This window comes from Nucisporomicrobium flavum (genome assembly GCF_016464385.1).
GTDB lineage: Bacteria > Actinomycetota > Actinomycetes > Mycobacteriales > Micromonosporaceae > Actinoplanes > Actinoplanes flavus_A.
Genome location: NZ_JADMLH010000017.1, coordinates 28657 through 47297 on the forward strand (window position 1 = coordinate 28657; position 18641 = coordinate 47297).

Below are 18641 nucleotides of genomic sequence, written 5' to 3' on the forward strand. Positions count from 1 at the left end.
GCATACTGGAAGCGGATCGCCGTTCCGCTAACAACATACGGAACCGCGTTCCGTTTACGCAACCCCCGGCGTACGGCAGGATGAGCGAGTGCCACCACAGAAACGGGCGGACGCCCGCCGCAACGAACAGACGCTGCTGGACGCCGCCGCGAGCGTCTTCGTGACCTCGGGCGTGGACGCGCCCGTCCGCGACATCGCGGCGCAGGCCGGCGTCGGGGTGGGCACGATCTACCGGCACTTCCCGACCCGGGCGGACCTCATCGTCGCCGTGTACCGGCACCAGGTCGACGCCTGCGCCGAGGCCGGTCCGGCGCTGCTGAAGGAGGGGCCCACCGCGCACGCGGCGCTGTCGAGGTGGATCGACCTGTTCGTCGGCTTCCTCGTCACCAAGCACGGGCTCGCGGCGGTGCTGCAGTCCGACAACGCGAGCTTCCGGAACCTGCACGGGCTCTTCCTCGAGCGGCTCCTGCCCGTGTGCGCGCAGCTGCTCGACGCCGCCGTCGCGACTGGGGAGATCCGCACGGAGATCAGCCCTTACGAGCTGCTGCGCGGCGTCGGCAACCTGTGCGCGGGGGTGGAGGGCGACGAGCGCTACGACGCCCGCCGCCTGGTCAAGCTGCTGGTCACCGGGCTGCGCGTGGCGCAGCCCGGTGACGACGTCACGCCGGTCGCCTGAGCGGCAGCATGTCGTCGAGCGGCAGGGTGGCCGACCGGCGGCTCTGCGCCGCGGTGTCGCTCACCCCTGCCCAGCGGCGCAGGGTGGCAGTCGCCGCGGCGGCGTCCGCCGGGGACAGCCGGGAGATGTTCGCGCCGTGGTTCGCGCCCGGGGCGACGTACAGGTGGGAGTCGCGGGCGCTGGGCGTGAACCGCTCGGAGCTCCACGGGTCGTTCTGGCCGTAGACGAACAGCATCCGCTCCGAGCGCGTACGCACCCAGTGGTCGACGTCGAGCATCGGCACCGGGTTGTGCCGCGTCTTGAGGTCGGCCGGGAGCACGGCGTTGGGGGCGTACAGGCCGGGATAGCGGGTCAGGCCGCGCAGGTGCCGGAACTTCAGGTCGGGCCAGCCGAGCTGAGCGGCGGCCTGCCGGTAGTACGGCAGGTACGGCGCCAGCCCCTGATCGGTGTAGAAGCTCCAGCCCGCGATGCCGTCGATCCAGGCGTACAGCTCCTCGTCCGTCGCGGTGACCGAGGGTACGGACGGGCAGTCGGCCGCCGACGAGTACTGCCAGAACGCCCACGGCGTGTCCAGCACGGTCAGCTCGAACGACCGGTCCACCGTGCCGATCGTGCCGGCGAACGTGTAGCCGTTCGCGGCCGCCTCCGCCTCGAGCAGCGCCACGAGACGATCGCGCCGGCGCAGCGCCTCCTGCTGCAGGTTCCGCAGGGCCGTACGGCAGCTCCCGTCCCCGACCGTGGCGAAGAAGTGCTCGTACGCGCCGTCGAGCGGGTTCACGACGTCGTCCGGGGCCACGTACGCCACCACGCCGTCGACGTCGCCCGGGTAGAACCGCCGGTGGTACACCGAGGTCATGCCGCCCTTGCTGGCACCCGTCTGGATCCACCGTCCGGAGTAGATGCTCTTGAGCGCCTGCACGATCCGGTGCTCGTCGGACGCCTCCTGCCAGATCGTCAGGTCCGACCAGTCCGCCGGCTGGGGCCGCGACGGCGTGAAGAAGCGGTGCTCCACCGACACCTGGTTGGCGCCGAGCAGGGCGGTCGGCTCGGTCTGCGACGGCCGGGGCTGGGCGGGCAGGCCGTAGCCGCCGGTGGCCAGCACGACGGGCGCGTCGGTGGTGCGGTGCAGCAGGGTCAGCCGCTGCGCGAACGTGCCCTGTCCGGGGTGCCGGTGGTCGGCGGGCTGGCGGTACTCCAGCACGAAGAACCGGTAACCCTGCGGCTCGCTCTGCGACACGATGGTCAGCCCGGGGATCGCGTTCAGCCGGTCCACGAGGTCGTCGGCGGCGGCCGCCGGGGCCGCGGGCGCGAGCAGGGCCAGCGCGGACACGGCCGCGACGAGAAGCCGCCTCACCGGCCGGCCCTCGCCTTGATGATCTCCGTACGCAGCGCCGGCGGGCCGTCGACGGGCGCCGGATCCTCGGGCGTCGGCGTCACTCCCCCCGCGGCGACGCGGTCCAGGGTGCGCAGCCCGGCCGGCCCGGTGCTGCCGAAGATCGTGTAGTTGGGGCGCAGCGCGGAGTCCGCGTACACCAGGAAGAACTGGCTGCCGTTGGTGTCCGGACCGGCGTTGGCCATCGCGAGCACGCCGCGGGCGTAGACCCGCCGGGCCCCCGTGGGATCGGTCGGCGCGGGCGGCAGGTCCGTCGGGAGCTCGTCCTTGTAGCGGTAGCCGGGGCCGCCCTCGCCCGTACCCGTCGGGTCGCCGCACTGCAGGACGCTCAGCGTCGGGTACGCGGTGAGCCGGTGGCAGATCGTGCGGTCGTAGAACCGCCACCGGACGAGGTGCACGAAGCTCTGCACCGTGCAGGGCGCCGCGGCGCGGTCGAGCGTGAGCGGGATCGGGCCGAGGTTGGTCCGCAGCAGCACCGAGACCGTGCCCTGGTCCGGGGTGTGCGCCGGGTCGCGCGGCAGCGGCACGGGCCGCGCGGCCGGCTCGTCGGGGGTCGGCGTGTACTGACACGGACCGTTGGTCGGTTGCTGCGGGCCCGCCCCGGCCGCTGCGGCGGCTGTGCCCCCGACTGCGACCGTGCCGGCCGCGAGCACCACCGCGAGCGCGCGGCTCAGGAATGCGTGAATCACCGGAACCCTCCGTCCCCATCGACAGACATCGACCTTGCTTAATCGATGACCATGGCCGGGGTCAACCCCGGCGGGGACGGAGGGTTCCGGTGTGGATCAAGCGACGGAGGCGGGGAACCGCTCCCAGACGCGGTGCGTGGACAGGAGGTCCTGCAGGGCAGTGAAGGCCGCGCCGCCCGACTCGGCGGTCACGACGCCCGGCGTTCCGGCGACGCCGGCCTGCTGCAGCGCGGCGACTCCCTCGCCCCAGGCGCCGATCGCCTTGGCATGCCGCCAGCACTCGTCGATCAGCAGCTCCACGCGCGGATCCACGGCGGCAAGGGCCACCCCGCCCTCGGCGCCCGCCTTGGCGTCGCGGGCCGGCAGCGCGTCGGGCGCCGGGGCCGGGGCGCCGGCGAGCAACAGCGCGTCGAACTCGACGGACCGGGCGGTGGCGAAGGTGCGCTGCACCGGGTCGCCGCCGACCATGCCGCCGTGCGGGGCGATGAGCAGGGGCACCATGCCGGCCGCGAACACCGCCCGGCGCACCTCGCTCACGTCGTCGAGGCCACCGCGCGGGTCGACCACGATGCCGATCATCCGCCCGTCACCCGGCCAGCGGCCGCCGACCTGGGACAGCGCGGGGCTCGGGGCCACCTCGGCGAGCGGCACGGTGGGCTCCGGCGCGGGCAGCCCCAGCCCGACGGCGACCTGCTCGCACAGGACCGGGTCGATGTTGGCCAGGCACTGCAGCTGGCGCTCCTTGATCGCCTGCTCGTAGCACTTGCCCAGCTCGAAGGTGTACGCCCGGATGATGTGTTCCTTCTCCACCGGCGACATGCTGGCCCAGAACAGGCGGACCTGGCTGTAGTGGTCGTCGAAGGTGACCGGGTTGGCCCGGACCTTCGGCGCCTCGGCCACGACGACCGGCAGGTCGGCGAACGCGTTCTCCTCGGTCGTGAACGGGTTGCCCCCGTCCAGCGAGTTCGGCTTGTACGGCGCCACCCCGGCGTGCACCGCGTGCTGGTGGAAACCGTCGCGCAGCATGTCGTTCACCGGCGCGTGCGGCCGGTTGATCGGGATCTGCGAGAAGTTGGGGCCGCCCAGGCGGGTGAGCTGGGTGTCGACGTACGAGAACAGCCGGCCCTGCAGCAGCGGGTCGTTGGTGACGTCGATGCCCGGCGGCAGGTGGCCCAGGTGGAACGCGACCTGCTCGGTCTCGGCGAAGAAGTTCGTGGGCGTGCGGTTCAGCGTGAGCTTGCCGATCGCCTGCACCGGGGCGAGCTCCTCCGGCACGAACTTGGTCGGGTCGAGCAGGTCGATCCCGGCGAACGTCTCCTCCGGCGTGTCCGGGAAGACCTGGATGCCGAGCTCCCACTCCGGGCAGGCGCCGGCCTCGATGGCGTCGTACAGGTCGCGGCGGTGGAAGTCCGGGTCGACGCCGGCCAGCAGCTGCGCCTCCTCCCAGTCCAGGGAGTGCGTGCCGAGCTTCGGCTTCCAGTGGAACTTCGCCAGCACCGTCTCACCGGCCTCGTTGACCAGGCGGAACGTGTGGACTCCGAAGCCCTCCATCGTCCGGTACGAGCGCGGGATGCCGCGGTCGGACATGTTCCAGATGGTGTGGTGCTGCGCCTCGGTGTGCAGCGAGACGAAGTCCCAGAACGTGTCGTGCGCGCTCTGCGCCTGCGGGATCTCCCGGTCGGGGTGCGGCTTGCCGGCGTGGATGATGTCCGGGAACTTGATCGCGTCCTGGATGAAGAAGACCGGGATGTTGTTGCCGACCATGTCGAACGTGCCCTCGTCGGTGTAGAACTTCGTCGCGAACCCGCGGGTGTCGCGGACAGTGTCGGCCGAGCCCCGCGAGCCCAGCACAGTGGAGAAGCGGACGAAGACCTGCGTCTCCTTGCCCTTGGCGAGGAACCCGGCCTTGGTGACGTCGGCCGCGGTGCCGTACCCGACGAAGACGCCGTGCGCTCCCGCGCCGCGCGCGTGCACGACGCGCTCGGGGATCCGCTCGTGGTCGAAGTGGGTGATCTTCTCGCGGAAGTGGTGGTCCTGCATGAGGATCGGGCCGCGCGGGCCGGCCTTCAGCGAGTGGTCGGTGTCGCGCAGGCGGGCACCCTGGGAGGTCGTCAGGTACGCGCCCTGCTGCGCCTTGGCCGGGGCCGGGACGCCGGTCTCCGCGCCGGTGGGCGTACGCGTGTCCGGCGTGCCCTGCTCCTTCTTCGGCGGCAGCGGCTCGGCGGGCGTGGTGGGCTCGTTCAGCGGCGCCGGGGCGCTGCCCGGCTTGCCAGGGACGTCGTTGGTGAGCGCGTCGGCCACCTTTGCCGTGGCGGCCTGCACGACGTCCTTGACCACCTTGGCGGGGTTATGCGACTCCATATGGGCGGTTCCTCCAGATCGGTGGCGGATGGCCCACAGCGGGTACCCGGCGCCGGTCCCCGCAAACAACAGCCTCAGTCCCCGGGGTCGAACCAGGCCGCGAAGCGGGCGGTGAACAGGTCGGAGCCTTTGCGCCGGCGCACTTCCCCGACGGTCGCCGCGGCCGGCCCGTCGGGCGTGGGCAGCTGGCCCACGCCCGCGTGCGGCCCCAGCGGCAGCAGGATCCGGCGGTCGGGCGCCGGGACGTGGACAGCCTGCGGCGGTTCACCGGCGACCTGTGCCCTGATGTTCTCCGCGACGATGGCGGCGTGCTCCATGGCGTACGAAGCCATCTTCGGGTCGGGAAGGTCGGCGACGTCGCCGAGGGCGTAGACGTGGTCGTAGCCCTCGACGGTGAGGCGTGCGGTCACCGGGATCGCTCCCCGATCGCTGAGCGGCGTGAGGCGTCCGTCCGTGAGGTAGCCGGTGTCGAGATGGACGCCGAAGGCGCGGAACCAGATGTCGGCGGCGATCCGCTCGCCCGCGGCGGTGGTGCCCGTGAAACCGGCCGCCACGCCGGGCGGGACCGGGGGCAGCGCGCTGAGGCGGGTGTCCAGGCGCAGGTCGATCCGCCGGTCCGCCAGCTGGCGGTGCAGGCCGTCCCGCACCTCTGGCAGGAACCCCGGGAGCAGGTGATCGCCTCGGTCGACGACGATCACGTCCTTGTCCGGCCAGACGTCCCTGATCTCGCCGGCCAGCTCCAGCCCGACCGGGCCGCCGCCGACGATCAGCACGCGACCGGCACCGGCCAGCTCCTGGTGGGTCTCGCGGAGATCGTCCAGCTGCCGGGCGACCTCCGTCGCTCCGGGCCTCGGCTTCGCCGGATACGGATATCCGGAGCCGGTCGCGAGCACCAGGTAGTCGGCTTCGACCCGCGCGCCCGAGGAGAGCGTCACGCCGGCCGGATCCACCGAGACCGCGCGATCGCGAATCACCCTGCCCCGCTCGAGCAGGTTCCGGAGCGGGAAGAACGCGTTGGGCGCCCACTCCGGCCGGACCAGCGCCCGTAACGACGCGGCCGCGTTGACGAAGGCCTCCCGCGGATCGATGAGAACCACGTCCGCGACGGCGTCGAGCTCCTTGGCGACCAGGGTGCCGCCGTACCCCCCGCCGACAACTGCGACCACCTGCTCCATGTGCGCCTCCTTAGAGTTGTCGTGACAACTATAGGCCCGGAAGTTGTCGCGTCAACTCCGGGTCGATAGCATCACGCCATGGCGGAGCCTCGTACGCTGGACCCCGAGCAGTGGGAGCTCTGGCACTCCTGGATGCAGGCGCACCGGCTCATGAGCCGCGAGCTGGACCGCGGGCTGCAGGCGGCGTACGGCATCTCCAAGGCCGAGTTCAGCGTGCTCGTGAGCCTGCACCGGGCGCCCGGCGGCCGGCTGCGCGTCGGCGAGCTCGCCGAGTCGCTCGACTGGGCGAAGAGCCGCGTCGCGCACCAGCTGACCCGGATGGAGAACCGCGAGCTGGTGCAGCGCACCGACCACGAGTCCAACGGCCGGCGCGCCGGCGTCGGCCTGACCACCAAGGGCCGCCACGCCGTCGAGCAAGCAATCCTTGGCCACGCGGACAACATCCGGCGCCACTTCTTCGACACGCTGACCCCGGAGCAGGCCACTGCCATCCGCGAGTGGAGCCACCAGACGGTCGCCCGCTTCCAGCAGACCGACGACACGCCCGACGCCAAGACCACGATGTCCGGCTAGCCACCAGGCCGGACACCGGGTGGCACTCGCCGCCACCCCGGACCCTCCCATACCGACAGTTGCTATACAGATACAGAGCGTGCACCATCGAGCGAAAGGTGTGGATGGCTGCGAGGGGTGCGCCTTGGTCTACATGCCCATCCTCAAGGGCCGCGAAGGTGAGCTCAGATCCATCGCCCGCCTGCCCGGCGCGTTCGCACCGGATATCTTGCCGATCTTCGAGGTGCCGCCGGCATCTTCGAGTCCGATCAAGGATGCGTACGCGTTCACCAAGAAGGCCCGCGACTCGATTCCACCCGGCGTGACGATCGCCGTGGACGTCGGCCATCTGAGCGATCCGGACGACAGCCGGCGCGGGCCGCTACGGGACATCGCTGAGGATTTCGCCTTCTGGGGCATCCCTGTTCGCCCGGTCCTCCACCTGCACGACTCCAGCCGCCGGCTGACCGAAGCGCGGGAGGCTACGGAGATGCATACAGGTCAGGCCGTGGTGCGACTCAGCGGCGACGCGGCCGATCCAGATGACGAAGAAGTCGAAGGGCAGTTAGCCGAGCTCTGCCGGCAGGCAGGAACGACGATCGAGCAGTCGTCCCTTGTCCTCGACTTCCTCGAGATCCGTTCGGCGCGCGAACTCGCCCGAGTTGAGCCGCTGGTCAGGAAGTGCGTCGCCTGGGCACGACGCTGTCCCTGGGAATCCATCACGGTGGCCGCAGGAGCGATGCCCAGAACGTTGGCTGAATTGCCCACGAACACGGCCACCCCGATGCCCCGACATGACCTGGCCCTCTGGAAGCGCCTTCGAGAACCCGATCTCGGATTCGGCGACTACGGCATCGCCCATCCCGCAATGAGCGTCGGGGGATGGATCCCGATTCCGAACATCAGATACACGGATGACGACGTGTGGTGGATATACCGGTGGGCCCGGGACGGCAATGGCAACAAGGCCATGTACGACCTGTGCGCCTCGCTGGTCGCAGCAGACCACTGGCCGGCCGAGGGTGCCGCCTACTCCTGGGGAGACGGCGAGATCGCACGGTGCGCCGAGGGGTTCGGCGGTCCTGGTAGTCCGATGCTGTGGCGCGCCTGGGGCACAGCGCATCATCTGACCCACGTGCTCAAGATGCTCGGTACGACTTAGGCAAAGCAGCAGCCTAGACGCCGGCGGCCGCCTCCGCCGGCTCCTCGCTCGCGGGTTGGCGCCCCGGGAGCTGGTCCAGACGGACCAGCGCGATGCCCGCGACCACGAACGCGCCGCCGATCAGCTGCATGACGCCGGGCAGCTCGTCCAGCACGAGCCAGGCGATGAGCACCGCGAACAGCACCTCGGTGAGCCCGACGAACGACGACAGGGCCGCCCCGAGGATGCGGGCGGCGCCGATGCCGGACACGTACGCGATCACCGCCGCGACCAGGACCAGCCCGGCGGTCGGCAGCAGCCAGCTCGTGCGGTGCCCGGCGAAGTCGACGGAGCCGAAGGTCGCCGCCAGCGGCAGGACGCCGATGACGCCCAGCAGCACCAGCACCACGGCGCCGAACGCCATGCCGCCGCAGGCGAGGGCGACCGACGGCAGCTCCGGATGCACCCGCGCCGACAGCACGAAGTACGTGGCCAGGCCCACAGCGGCCATCAGGCCCCACAGCACGCCGACCGGGTCGATGCGGGCGTCGCCGGTGACGTCCAGCACGAGGCTCAGGCCGATCACCGCGGCGACCGCGCCGGCGATCGTGAGCCGGCGGGGGCGCTCGCCGTGGCGCAGCCACATCCACAGCATGACCAGCAGGATGCCCGAGTACTCGAGCAGCAGCGCGACCCCGACCGGCAGGTAGCGCACGGCGTTGAAGAAGCCGAGCTGGGCGCCGCCGACCGCGAGCAGGCCGAACAGCCCGACGTCGGTCAGCGAGCGGCGGGCCACGTCCCAGCGCCCCCGCAGCGACAGCGCCGCGGGCACGGCGAGGATCAGCGACGCGACGCCGACGCGGACGGCCACGGCGGCGCCCGCCGACCAGCCCGCGTCGATCAGCGACCGGGCCAAGGTGCCCGACGTCCCGAACGTGGCCGCCGACAGCAGGGCCAGTCCCAGGCCCAGGCCGGCGGAGCGTGCTGGCCGCACGGGCACCCCCGAGGTAACGAGCGAATCAGGTTTCGCTCATGACGCTAACACCGCCTGCGTCAGCGCTGCCGCCCCTCCTGCTCGCTCGCGACGCGGACCAGCTCGACGAGGCCGCCGGCGTACTCTTGGGCCTCGGCGTGCGCCTCGTCGAACGGGGGCTGGAAACCGACGCCCTCCCACTCCTGCGTGGCCTCGTTCCAGCGGTCGTTGCCAACCTCGAAGTCCCAGGCGTCGATGCCGAGGTCGTAGTACAGCTGGTCGGCGGAGTTGCCGGCCGCGGAGTAGAGCACGTCGGCGACCGGCCCGGTGTACGCCGGCCAGGTCACCGTGCCCCGCTCGGCGGAGATGGCGCCCACGATGCGCCGCGCGCTGTCCAGGAAGAACTTCGACTCGTCGATCGACGGCCGGGGCAGCGTCACCCGCCCGTCCGCCTTGTACGCCCCCGGCGGCCACATGAAGTACCCGCCGTAGCTGTGCACGTTCATGGCGAACTTGATGTTGGGGTGCGAGCGGGCGAGCGCGACCACGTTCCGGCTCTCCGCCTCGGACAACTCGCCGGTGCCTGCGTACGTGCCGGACAGGCAGTTGGGGCTGCCGCCGACGTAGCCGTCGAAGTACGAGCCGACCGCGTAGTTGCGGTTGACGTCCACGCCCCACGAGTCCCGGTAGCGGGGATCACGGGCCGTACCCGTGCAGTGGTTGACCAGGTTCTTGCGCTGGAAGTTGAAGTCGTTGAACGAGTAGTTGGCGCCGTCCGGGTTGACCGTCGGGATCACGAACACGTCCACCGAGTCCACCAGCGCGCGGGTGGCCGGGTCGGTCGCGTAGTTGGCCAGCAGCCGCTCGGCGAACTCGAGCGTCACCAGCGGCGTCGCCCACTCCCGCGCGTGCTCCTGCGAATACGCCAGCACGCCGATCTTCGAGCCATCGCGGACCTTGCCGATGCGCAACGCCTGCACGGTCCAGGGGCGCTTCGACACCTCCGTGCCCTCGAGGCCGTCGTCGAGGCGTACCGGTCCGGCGACCGGCATCGGCAGCCCGGCCGAGCCCTCCTCCACGAACGCGCGGAACCGCTGCGGGTAGCGCGCCGAGATGAAGGCGGCCACGTCGTCGGTCGTGCTGATCACCTTGCCGCCGGAGTCGGTGGCGAGCCGGACCGTCAGAACCCGGTTCCGGTACGTGGCAGCCAGCGGCCGGTCCGGCGCGCCGGGATCGACGGTACGCACCTGCACGCCGTTCATGCCCTGGTCACCGAAGCGGACGGACTCCACGACCACCGCGGCGGCGGCCGGGTCACCGAGGTACGCGGACGCCGTACGCCGGTAGCCCTGGGTCCGGTCCGGCAGGTTGATCACGTCGACGAGCGCCGGGTACTGCCGGGCCAGCCGCCTGATCCGCGCGCTGATGTCGGCCGGCGTCAGGTACGCGTCGACGAAGTCCTTCTGGTAGCCGCCCGGCTGCGCGGGTGGGGTGGCGTTCGGCCACGGCGCCGGGGTCACGGCGCGCGACGTCCCGCCCAGGCTCGAGGTCGCGGTGACCTGCACGGGGCGCGCGGGCAGCGGCTGCGGCAGCGCGTAGTGGTACTGGTATTCGCCCGAGTCCTCGAAGCGCACCAGCGGGTACGACCCGGTGGCGCCGTCGGCCGTCCGCCACGTCACCGTGATCTCGACGTCCGGGTCGTCGGTGGCGGTCGTCGCGACCTGGGTCTGCAGGAACGTGCGCCCGTTGGTGGTCCACCAGTACGCCTGCAGGAACTGCAGCGTGTCGGCGGCCTGCGCCTCGGCGGCGCCGCGGCTGCGGGCGAGCAGGCGGGCGGCGTCGGACTGCCGCTGGATCAGCTGGACGGGCACGGCCCCGGCGGTGGTCAGCGCGGCGAACTGCCGGTCGTCCACGACGACGTCGGCCAGCACCGCCCCGGGCACGGTCCGGGGGCGCGCGGCGAGGTCGGCGCCGGACGCGACCAGGCGCTGCAGCGCGGCCTCATCGGGCAGGCGGAAGCGGACGAGGGCGTGCTCGCCCATGGCCAGCTGCACGGTTTCCGCGGCGGGCGCGGGCGGCGGGGCGGGCGCGGCGTTCGCCGCGGGTGGGACGAGGGCGGTCGCCACGGTGAGCACCACGGCGGCGGCCGGCCAGCGGAGCCGGATCATCGAACCTCCTGCGCCATCGAAGGATGTCGTTGTCACCCCATCCCACGCACCGGCGGATGTCAACGCAGCGGTATGCGGGGCATTGCGACTATCCGCGTGTCTCGTCACTATCGACGGTTCTCTTTGCCCCGGCGCGCGAGAAACATGGCCGCCAACAGCGTCAGTCGATCCCAGGAGGCGCGAGATGCCAGGCAACAGAGCGGTTGTCTACCAGGGCCCCGGCGTGGTGGAGGTCCGGGACGGCGACTACCCCACGTACGAGATGAAGGACGGCCCCGGCGTCAACAAGGCGAACGTCGGCCGGCGTACGCCGCACGGCGCGATCCTCAAGACGGTCGCCACCAACATCTGCGGCAGCGACCAGCACATGGTCCGCGGGCGCACGACCGCGCCGGAGGGGCTGGTGCTCGGCCACGAGATCACCGGCGAGGTCGTCGACACCGGGTCCGACGTGGAGTTCATCAAGGTGGGCGACGTGTGTTCGGTGCCGTTCAACATCTCCTGCGGGCGCTGCCGCAACTGCAAGGAGCGCAGGACGGGCGTGTGCCTCAACGTGAACCCGGACCGGCCGGGGTCGGCGTACGGCTACGTCGACATGGGCGGCTGGGTCGGCGGGCAGGCGGAGTACGTCATGGTGCCGTACGCCGACTGGAACCTGCTCAAGTTCCCCGACCGCGACCAGGCCATGGAGAAGATCCTCGACCTGGCCATGCTCGCCGACATCTTCCCCACCGGGTACCACGGTTGCGTCACCGCGGGGGTCACCACCGGCTCGACCGTCTACATCGCGGGCGCGGGCCCGGTCGGGCTGGCCGCCGCGACGTCGGCGTTCCTGCTCGGCGCGGCCGTGGTGATCGTCGGCGACCTCAACAAGGAACGGCTGGAGCAGGCGCACAGCTTCGGCTGCGAGACCGTCGACGTGTCCGCCGGCGACCCGGTCGAGCAGGTGCAGCAGATCCTCGGTCACGACGCGCCGGCGATCGGCCAGCCGCTGGTCGACGCCGCCGTCGACGCCGTGGGCTTCGAGGCCCGCGGGCACGGCGAGAACGCGCAGACGGAGATGCCCGCGACCGTGCTCAACTCGCTGATGGACCTGACCCGGGCGGGCGGCGCGATCGGCGTGCCCGGCCTCTACGTCACCGGCGACCCGGGCGGCGTGGACGAGGCGGCCAAGCAGGGCTCGCTGTCCATCCGGCTCGGCCTCGGGTGGGCCAAGTCGCACTCGTTCGTCACCGGCCAGTGCCCGGTGATGAAGTACAACCGCGAGCTGATGATGGCGATCCTGCACGACCGGGTGCAGATCGCGAAGAACGTCAACGCCACCGCGATCCCGCTGGACGAGGCCCCGGAGGGCTACCGCGACTTCGACCAGGGCGCGGCCCGCAAGTACGTCCTCGACCCGCACGGCATGGTGGGTCGCCGAGCCGCCTGACCACCCGGCTGCCGCGCCGGCCCTCCGGCGCGGCAGCACGCGGGGTCCGCCTCAGGCCCGGTCCGCCGGCCGGTCCCAGCCGTCGCAGGCGTCGGCCGGTTCCTCCGCGAGCAGGTCGAACAGGTCGGGCCCGACATGACCGGTGTCGACCGAGCGTGCGGTCAGCCCGAGCTGGGCGGCACAGTCGCGGCCGAACCCCTTGACCATCCGGTCGGCACGGGTCAGGTGCCCGCAGCGCGGGCACCTGCGCATCTCCACGGGTACGGCCATGCTCCCAGTATCGGACGGTCCGCCGGCTCACACCCGGAACGTGCCGACCAGCTGCTGCAGTTCGCCGGACATCCGGGCCAGGTCGCGGGCCGCGCGCTGGGACTCCCCGACGCTCTCGGTGGTCACCCGGGTCGCCGTGGCGAGCGTCTCGATCCCCCCGGCGATGTGGTTGACCCCGCCGGCCGCCTCGCTGACGCCGCGGCTCATCTCGCCGGTGGTGGCGGTCTGCTCCTCGACGGCGGTGGCGATCGTGGTCTGGTAGTCGCTGATCCGGTCGATGATCTCACCGATCCCCGCGATGGCGGTGTCGGTGTCCGCCTGGATCGCCGTCACCCGGGCGCTGATGTCCTCGGTGGCCTTGGCGGTCTCCTGGGCCAGGTCCTTGACCTCGCTGGCGACCACCGCGAAGCCCTTGCCGGCGTCACCGGCCCGTGCGGCCTCGATCGTGGCGTTCAGGGCCAGCAGGTTGGTCTGTTCCGCGATCGAAGTGATCAGCTTGACCACGTTGCCGATCTCGGCGGAGGACGTGCCGAGGCTGGCGACGGTCGTGTTCGTCGTCCGGGCCATCGTCACCGCCTCGCCGGCGACCCGGGCGGCCTGGTTGGCGTTCTCGGCGATCTCCCGGATGGACGCGCTCATCTCCTCGGACCCGGCCGAGACGGTCTCCACGTTGCGGCGGATCTGCTCCGCGGCGGCCGCGACGTTGCCCGCCTGGCTGCTCGACTGCTCCGCGCTCCCGGCGATCTGCGTGCTGGCGGTCGAGAGCTGCTCCGCAGCGGCGGCCAGCGACTGCGATGCCTGGCCCAGCGACTGGACGGTGTCGCGCATGTTTCCGGTGGCCCGGTTCAGGGCGCCGGCCATCGTGCCCACCTCGTCGCGGGAGCGCACCGGGACCGTACCGGTGAGATCGCCCTCGGCGACCCGGATCAGCGTGGCGCTGACCTGCCCCAGCGGCCCGGTGATCCGCCGGACCGTCACCCAGCCCAGCAGCGCGGCCACCGCCAGCCCGACCGTCAGACAGATGATCATGGTCGTCCGGCTGGTGCGGTAGGCGTCGGTCGTCGCGGAGGCCGCGTCCGCGGCGCTGTCGGCCTCGAATCGGGCGAGGGCGTCCAAAGCGCCGTTCACCTGGTCGATCACCGCCACGGTGCCGTCGTACGCCTTGTCGAACGCGGCCGGGTCGTCCCCCAGGACCGCGGGAACGAGCCGGGTGTCGCGGGCGGTGTTGAAGGCGGTCAGGCCCTGCTTCAGGGCGGTCATCGGCGACTGCTGCGCGGGCTCGAGGCCCAGTGCCGCATAGTCGTCCACCCCGGCCTGCACCAGCGACGCCGACTGCTTGGCCGAGCTCAGCCGTTCCTGGGTTTCGGAGGCCTCGGCGGAGATGTTGGCCATGGCCAGGTCGAACAGCTCGTCGTCGAACGAGCCTTGCGCGGCGGCGAGGGCGGCGGACGGCTTGAGGTTCTCCTCGTAGATCTCGATCGCGTTGGCGTTCGCCTTGCTCAGCGCGACGAGACCCACGGCGGCCACCACGCCGCCGGCCAGCAGGGACACGAGCAGAGCCAGGCTGATCTTCACGCCGACGCCGAGGTTGCCGAACCAGCTTCCCGTCGTGCCGTTCTCCGCTGCCGACCGCCGTCGTGCCATCTGTTTCCTCCGGGTTCCCCGCCGCACAGGCTTGATCAATGTCAGCCTGCCTATCGGCGCGAGTCTCCGCAGGGAAATGTCACTCCTCGTTCTGCTCCGGCGGTCTCACCCGCTCGGTTGCCACCCCGTTGCGGTCATACCCGGAAGGTGGTCACCAGGGCCTGAAGCTCGGCCGACATGCGCGCGAGCTCGCCGGCCGCGCGCTGCGAGTCGCCGACGCTCTCGGTCGTCAGGCGGGTCGCCCCGGCGAGTGTCCCGATGCCGTCGGCGATCTGACCGATCCCGGCGGCCGCCTCGCCGACGCCCCGGTTCATCTCGCCGGTGGTCGCCGTCTGCTCCTCGACCGCGGCGGCGATCGTGGTCTGGTAGTCGCTGATCCGGGAGATGATCTCGCCGATCTCCCCGATCGCGGTGATCGCCGTGCCGGTGTCCGCCTGGATGGCGGTCACCCGGGTGCCGATGTCCTCGGTGGCCTTGGCGGTCTCCTGCGCCAGGTCCTTGACCTCGCTGGCGACCACGGCGAAGCCCTTGCCGGCGTCGCCCGCGCGGGCCGCCTCGATCGTGGCGTTGAGCGCCAGCAGGTTGGTCTGCTCGGCGATCGCCGTGATGAGCTTGACGACGTTGCCGATCTCCGCCGACGAGGTACCCAGCTTGGCGACCGTCTCGTTCGTGGTGGCGGCCATCGTCACGGCCTCGCCGGCGACAGCGGCGGCCTGGTACGCGTTCTCGGCGATCTCGCGGACGGAGGCGCCCATCTGCTCCGAGCCGGCCGCGACGGTCTCCACGTTGGCGCGGATCTGCTCCGCGGCGGCCGCCACGCCGTCGGCCTGGGTGCTGGACCGCTCCGCGTTGCCCGCGATCTGGTCGCTGGTCGCCGACAGCTCCTCCGCCGCGGCGGCCAGCGACTGGGAGGCCAGGCCCAGCGACTGCACGGTGTCGCGCATGTTCGCGGTGGCCCGGTTCACCGCGGCCGCCATCATCCCGACCTCGTCACGCGAGCGGACGGGCACCGTACCGGTGAGGTCGCCGTCGGCCACCCGTGCCAGCGTGGCGCTGACCTGGCGCAGCGGCCCGGTGATGCGCCGGACCGTCAGCCATCCCAGCAGCGCCGCCACGGCGAAGCCGGCGACCAGGCACCCGAGCATCAGCGTGCGGCTGCTGCGGTACGCGTCGCCCGTCGCGGCGGTGGCCCGCTGGGCGTTGGCGGCCTCGAACTCGCGCAGCGCGTCGAAGTCGGCGTTCACCTGCTTCGCGAGGGGCTCGACGACGGTCTCGTACCCGTGCTCGAAGGTGTCGCCGTCGCCGGCCAGCGCGGCCGGTACGAGCTGGGCGTCGCGGGCGCTGTTGAAGGCGAGCAGGTCCTTCTCGAGGCGGGCGATCAGCTGACCCTTCGTGCCCTGCAGCCCCAGCGACTTGTAGGTGTAGACGCCCGCCGCCAGGGCCGTGGCGGCACGCCGGGCCTCGGCGACCTTCGCCTCGGACTCGGGCCGCTCGTCCGACACGGTCGCCAGGGCGAGCATGAACTGCTCGTCGTCGAAGGAGCCCTGGGCGGCGGCGAGGGCGGCGGAGGGCTTCAGGTTCTCCTCGTAGATGGCGTGGGCGTTCGCGTTGGCCGTACCGAGCGCCAGCAGGCCCACGGCCGCGACCACGCCGCCGGCCAGCAGCGACACGACGAGCGCCAGGCCGATCTTGACACCGACGCGGAGGTTCGCGATCCAGCCGCCGTGTTCGCCGTCCGCCGTACGTGCCCGTCGTGCCATCGATGCCCCTCCGGTGGGTCCCACGTGGATGTGAGCGTCCCTATCGGCGGGCGGGTGAGCCGGTTGAGGCTTGGTGATCTTTCAGGTGCCGGCCAGGCCTGTGCGGTACGCGTACACGACGGCCTGCACGCGGGTCTTCAGCCCGAGCTTCATGAGGATGCGCGACAGGTGCGTCTTGACGGTCGCCTCCCCCAGGTACATCCGCGCGGCGATCTCGGCGTTGGTCAGCCCCTCGGCGAGCAGCCGCAGGACTTCTTGTTCCCGGGGCGTGAGCTGCTCGAGCGCCGGACCGGGCGGGGCCGGCGGCTCCTGGCCGGCGAACGCGGCGATCACGCGCAGGGTGACGGCCGGATCCAGCAGGCCCTTCCCGGCCGCGACCGTGCGGACCGCCTCCACCAGCTGCTCCGGCGGCGCCACCTTGAGCAGGAAGCCGCTCACCCCGGCGCGCAGCGCGGCCGCCACGTGCTCGTCCTCGTCGAAGGTGGTGAGGATGACGACCTTGCTGTCCGGGAACTCGGCGCAGATCCGCCGGGCGGCGGTCAGGCCGTCCATCCGGGCCATCCGGACGTCCATCAGCACCACGTCCGGTCGCAGCCTCCCGACCAGGGCGGCCGCCTCGTCGCCGTCGGCGGCCTCGCCCACCACCTCGATGTCGTCCTCGCCGCTGAGCACCATCCGCAGCCCGACCCGGATCATCGCCTCGTCGTCGACGAGCGCCACCCGGATCACGACGCCACCTGGCCGAGGGGGAAGGTCGCGCGGACCGCGAAACCGCCGTCCGGTTCGGGACCGGCGCGCAGGGAGCCCCGGAACAGCGACACCCGTTCGCGCATGCCGACCAGCCCGTGACCACCGTGGCCCGGCTCCTCGGCCGGCGCGGTGCCGGGGTCGTTCACCACGGACAGCGACACCTGCCCGGTGCCGTACGCGATCCGTACCCGCGTGGGCACCGGCCCGCTGTGGCGCAGCACGTTCGTCAGCGCCTCCTGCAGCACCCGGTACGCCGAGGCGTCCAGCAGCCGCGGCACGCCGGAGCGCTCGCCGGCCACCTCCAGCTCGACCGGCAGGCCGGCCGCCCGTACCTCGCCGACCAGGTCCGCGGCCCGGCCCAGCGACGGCTCCGGGGCCGGTGTGCCCGCGGCCCGCTCGCGGAGAATGCCGACCAGCCCGCGCATCTCCTCCACCGACTGCCGGCCGAGCCGTTCCAGGTTGTGCACGATCTCGCGGTGCTCCGGGTCGTCGAGCATCCGGCGCAGTCCGCCGAGCTGCAGGGTCATCACGCTCACCGAGTGGGCTACCGCGTCGTGCACCTCACGGGCGATGCGGGTGCGCTCGGAGGCCACCGCGGCGTGCGCGTTGCGTTCCCGCTCGGCGTCCAGGGCCGCCGCGAGCCGGGTCAGTTCGGCCGCCCGCTCGCCGTTGATCCGGCTCTGCAGGCCGAGCGCCCAGCCGGGCAGCAGGATGGCCGGCTGGAAGATGGCCTCCCAGGCGGACTGGCCGGCCAGCAGCGAGGTCGCGACCCCGGCCGCCATGGCCGCGGCCAGCGCGATGCCGGACCGCCGCGGCGGCAGCCGCCAGCCGGACCAGGCGGTCACGCCGATGAGCCCGATCAGCCCGGCGCCGCCGATGTCCGGCGCGCCGACCAGCAGCCCGAGCGGGAAGCAGGCGGCGGCGATCAGCGCGCCCGCGAGCGGGAGCCGGGCGGCCAGCACGATGCCCGCGCCGAGCAGCAGCCCGGGCACCAGCACCGCGGCCCGGTGCGCGGCGAAGGCGTCGTCGAGGCCCACCTCCGCGATCGCCAGGAGGCCGACGACCGGGCCGAGGACCAGCGGCACGACGCGCGGGTCGCGCCATCTCAGAGGGGTCACGCCTGCCGATCGTACGGACGCCGCGGGGCCGCCGAGTCCGCCTAACGACGGACCCCGCCGGTAGCCGGTTCGGGGGAACGAGCAGGTCAGGGACGGTACGCCTCGGCGGACGCGGCGGCGGCGGCGGGATCGGCAGGGTGGTCCTCGTCAACCACGGCACCACGAACGGAGCACCACAGTGACCACCACCGTCCAGCCCCAGGCCGCCGCGACCGACGGTTCCCTGCAGACCCGCAGGTTCCTCCACCGGGCCGCGGGCACCCTGCTGGTGGCCGGCCCCGTCCTGACCTTCGCGGGCATGCTGACCAGCCCGCACCAGGACGGACCGGCGACCGCGGACTACATCGCCTCGCTGGCCCGCGACACCACGCAGACCCAGGTGTCCGCGCTGTTCCTGCACTACTCGAACATGCTGACCGGGGTCGGGCTGCTCGTCGTCCCGCTGCTGGTCCGGGGCGTACGGGGGCGCCTGCTCACACTGATCGGCACCCTCGCGGCGACGCTGACGATGCTGAACATCTCCGGCGCCGTGAAGGACG

Annotated in this window: 15 protein-coding genes; 4 read left to right on the forward strand and 11 right to left on the reverse strand. The window is 72.2% G+C overall.

What is annotated here, in order from left to right:
• Positions 1 to 88: 88 nt before the first annotated feature.
• A complete protein-coding gene (locus tag IT780_RS31510; RefSeq protein ID WP_199515468.1) occupies positions 89 to 676 on the forward strand; it encodes a TetR/AcrR family transcriptional regulator in 588 nt (195 codons plus the stop codon).
• On the opposite strand, the gene IT780_RS31515 is transcribed toward IT780_RS31510, so the two are convergent.
• The 4 genes from IT780_RS31515 to IT780_RS31530 form a co-directional block, all read right to left on the reverse strand.
• Positions 660 to 2030 (reverse strand): S28 family serine protease, encoded by a 1371-nt coding sequence (locus IT780_RS31515; protein WP_199515469.1) that lies wholly within the window; start codon positions 2028 to 2030, stop codon positions 660 to 662. The genes IT780_RS31510 and IT780_RS31515 overlap by 17 nt on opposite strands.
• Positions 2027 to 2758 (reverse strand): peptidylprolyl isomerase, encoded by a 732-nt coding sequence (locus tag IT780_RS31520; RefSeq protein WP_199515470.1) that lies wholly within the window; start codon positions 2756 to 2758, stop codon positions 2027 to 2029. The genes IT780_RS31515 and IT780_RS31520 overlap by 4 nt, the downstream gene beginning before the upstream one ends.
• Before the next feature lie 96 nt (positions 2759 to 2854).
• Positions 2855 to 5119, reverse strand: coding sequence for a catalase (locus IT780_RS31525; RefSeq protein WP_199515471.1), 2265 nt, complete (start codon positions 5117 to 5119; stop codon positions 2855 to 2857).
• Between the two features lie 74 nt (positions 5120 to 5193).
• The gene (locus IT780_RS31530) at positions 5194 to 6294 is read right to left on the reverse strand and encodes an NAD(P)/FAD-dependent oxidoreductase (RefSeq protein ID WP_199515472.1); all 1101 of its coding nucleotides are present in this window, start codon (positions 6292 to 6294) and stop codon (positions 5194 to 5196) included.
• Between the two features lie 78 nt (positions 6295 to 6372).
• Between IT780_RS31530 and IT780_RS31535 the strand changes: the two genes are divergently transcribed.
• Together IT780_RS31535 and IT780_RS31540 are read left to right on the forward strand one after the other, a co-directional pair.
• A complete protein-coding gene (locus tag IT780_RS31535) occupies positions 6373 to 6867 on the forward strand; it encodes a MarR family winged helix-turn-helix transcriptional regulator (RefSeq protein WP_199515473.1) in 495 nt (164 codons plus the stop codon).
• Positions 6868 to 7000: 133 nt separating this feature from the next.
• The gene (locus tag IT780_RS31540) at positions 7001 to 8008 is read left to right on the forward strand and encodes a beta family protein (RefSeq protein WP_199515474.1); all 1008 of its coding nucleotides are present in this window, start codon (positions 7001 to 7003) and stop codon (positions 8006 to 8008) included.
• Between the two features lie 13 nt (positions 8009 to 8021).
• Here the strand turns inward: IT780_RS31540 and IT780_RS31545 are convergent, their stop codons facing one another.
• Together IT780_RS31545 and IT780_RS31550 are read right to left on the reverse strand one after the other, a co-directional pair.
• The gene (locus tag IT780_RS31545; RefSeq protein ID WP_199515475.1) at positions 8022 to 8981 is read right to left on the reverse strand and encodes an EamA family transporter; all 960 of its coding nucleotides are present in this window, start codon (positions 8979 to 8981) and stop codon (positions 8022 to 8024) included.
• Positions 8982 to 9040: 59 nt separating this feature from the next.
• Positions 9041 to 11128, reverse strand: a complete 2088-nt coding sequence (locus IT780_RS31550; protein WP_199515476.1) for a M14 family zinc carboxypeptidase — start codon at positions 11126 to 11128, stop codon at positions 9041 to 9043.
• A gap of 184 nt (positions 11129 to 11312) precedes the next feature.
• Between IT780_RS31550 and fdhA the strand changes: the two genes are divergently transcribed.
• On the forward strand, positions 11313 to 12560 hold the full coding sequence (gene fdhA, locus IT780_RS31555) for a formaldehyde dehydrogenase, glutathione-independent (RefSeq protein ID WP_199515477.1): 1248 nt from the start codon (positions 11313 to 11315) through the stop codon (positions 12558 to 12560).
• Between the two features lie 51 nt (positions 12561 to 12611).
• Here fdhA and IT780_RS31560 read toward each other — a convergent pair whose 3' ends face one another.
• From IT780_RS31560 to IT780_RS31580, 5 genes are all read right to left on the reverse strand, one after another.
• On the reverse strand, positions 12612 to 12830 hold the full coding sequence (locus tag IT780_RS31560; protein ID WP_199515478.1) for a hypothetical protein: 219 nt from the start codon (positions 12828 to 12830) through the stop codon (positions 12612 to 12614).
• Between the two features lie 27 nt (positions 12831 to 12857).
• The gene (locus IT780_RS31565; protein WP_199515479.1) at positions 12858 to 14474 is read right to left on the reverse strand and encodes a methyl-accepting chemotaxis protein; all 1617 of its coding nucleotides are present in this window, start codon (positions 14472 to 14474) and stop codon (positions 12858 to 12860) included.
• A gap of 134 nt (positions 14475 to 14608) precedes the next feature.
• Positions 14609 to 16234, reverse strand: a complete 1626-nt coding sequence (locus tag IT780_RS31570; RefSeq protein ID WP_199515480.1) for a methyl-accepting chemotaxis protein — start codon at positions 16232 to 16234, stop codon at positions 14609 to 14611.
• Between the two features lie 81 nt (positions 16235 to 16315).
• Positions 16316 to 16963 carry a response regulator gene (locus tag IT780_RS31575; protein ID WP_199515481.1) on the reverse strand — a complete coding sequence of 216 codons (648 nt, stop codon included), beginning with the start codon at positions 16961 to 16963 and terminating at the stop codon, positions 16316 to 16318.
• A complete protein-coding gene (locus tag IT780_RS31580; RefSeq protein ID WP_199515482.1) occupies positions 16960 to 18102 on the reverse strand; it encodes a sensor histidine kinase in 1143 nt (380 codons plus the stop codon). The genes IT780_RS31575 and IT780_RS31580 overlap by 4 nt, the downstream gene beginning before the upstream one ends.
• Positions 18103 to 18641: the final 539 nt, after the last annotated feature.

What these genes read in the sequence shown, in the direction of transcription:
- IT780_RS31570 (WP_199515480.1), bottom strand. Translation starts at nt 16,234, where the DNA reads ATGGCACGACGGGCACGTACGGCGGACGGCGAACACGGCGGCTGGATC.
- fdhA (WP_199515477.1), top strand. Translation starts at nt 11,313, where the DNA reads ATGCCAGGCAACAGAGCGGTTGTCTACCAGGGCCCCGGCGTGGTGGAG.
- IT780_RS31565 (WP_199515479.1), bottom strand. Translation starts at nt 14,474, where the DNA reads ATGGCACGACGGCGGTCGGCAGCGGAGAACGGCACGACGGGAAGCTGG.
- IT780_RS31560 (WP_199515478.1), bottom strand. Translation starts at nt 12,830, where the DNA reads ATGGCCGTACCCGTGGAGATGCGCAGGTGCCCGCGCTGCGGGCACCTG.
- IT780_RS31550 (WP_199515476.1), bottom strand. Translation starts at nt 11,128, where the DNA reads ATGATCCGGCTCCGCTGGCCGGCCGCCGCCGTGGTGCTCACCGTGGCG.
- IT780_RS31530 (WP_199515472.1), bottom strand. Translation starts at nt 6,294, where the DNA reads ATGGAGCAGGTGGTCGCAGTTGTCGGCGGGGGGTACGGCGGCACCCTG.
- IT780_RS31535 (WP_199515473.1), top strand. Translation starts at nt 6,373, where the DNA reads ATGGCGGAGCCTCGTACGCTGGACCCCGAGCAGTGGGAGCTCTGGCAC.
- IT780_RS31540 (WP_199515474.1), top strand. Translation starts at nt 7,001, where the DNA reads ATGCCCATCCTCAAGGGCCGCGAAGGTGAGCTCAGATCCATCGCCCGC.
- IT780_RS31525 (WP_199515471.1), bottom strand. Translation starts at nt 5,119, where the DNA reads ATGGAGTCGCATAACCCCGCCAAGGTGGTCAAGGACGTCGTGCAGGCC.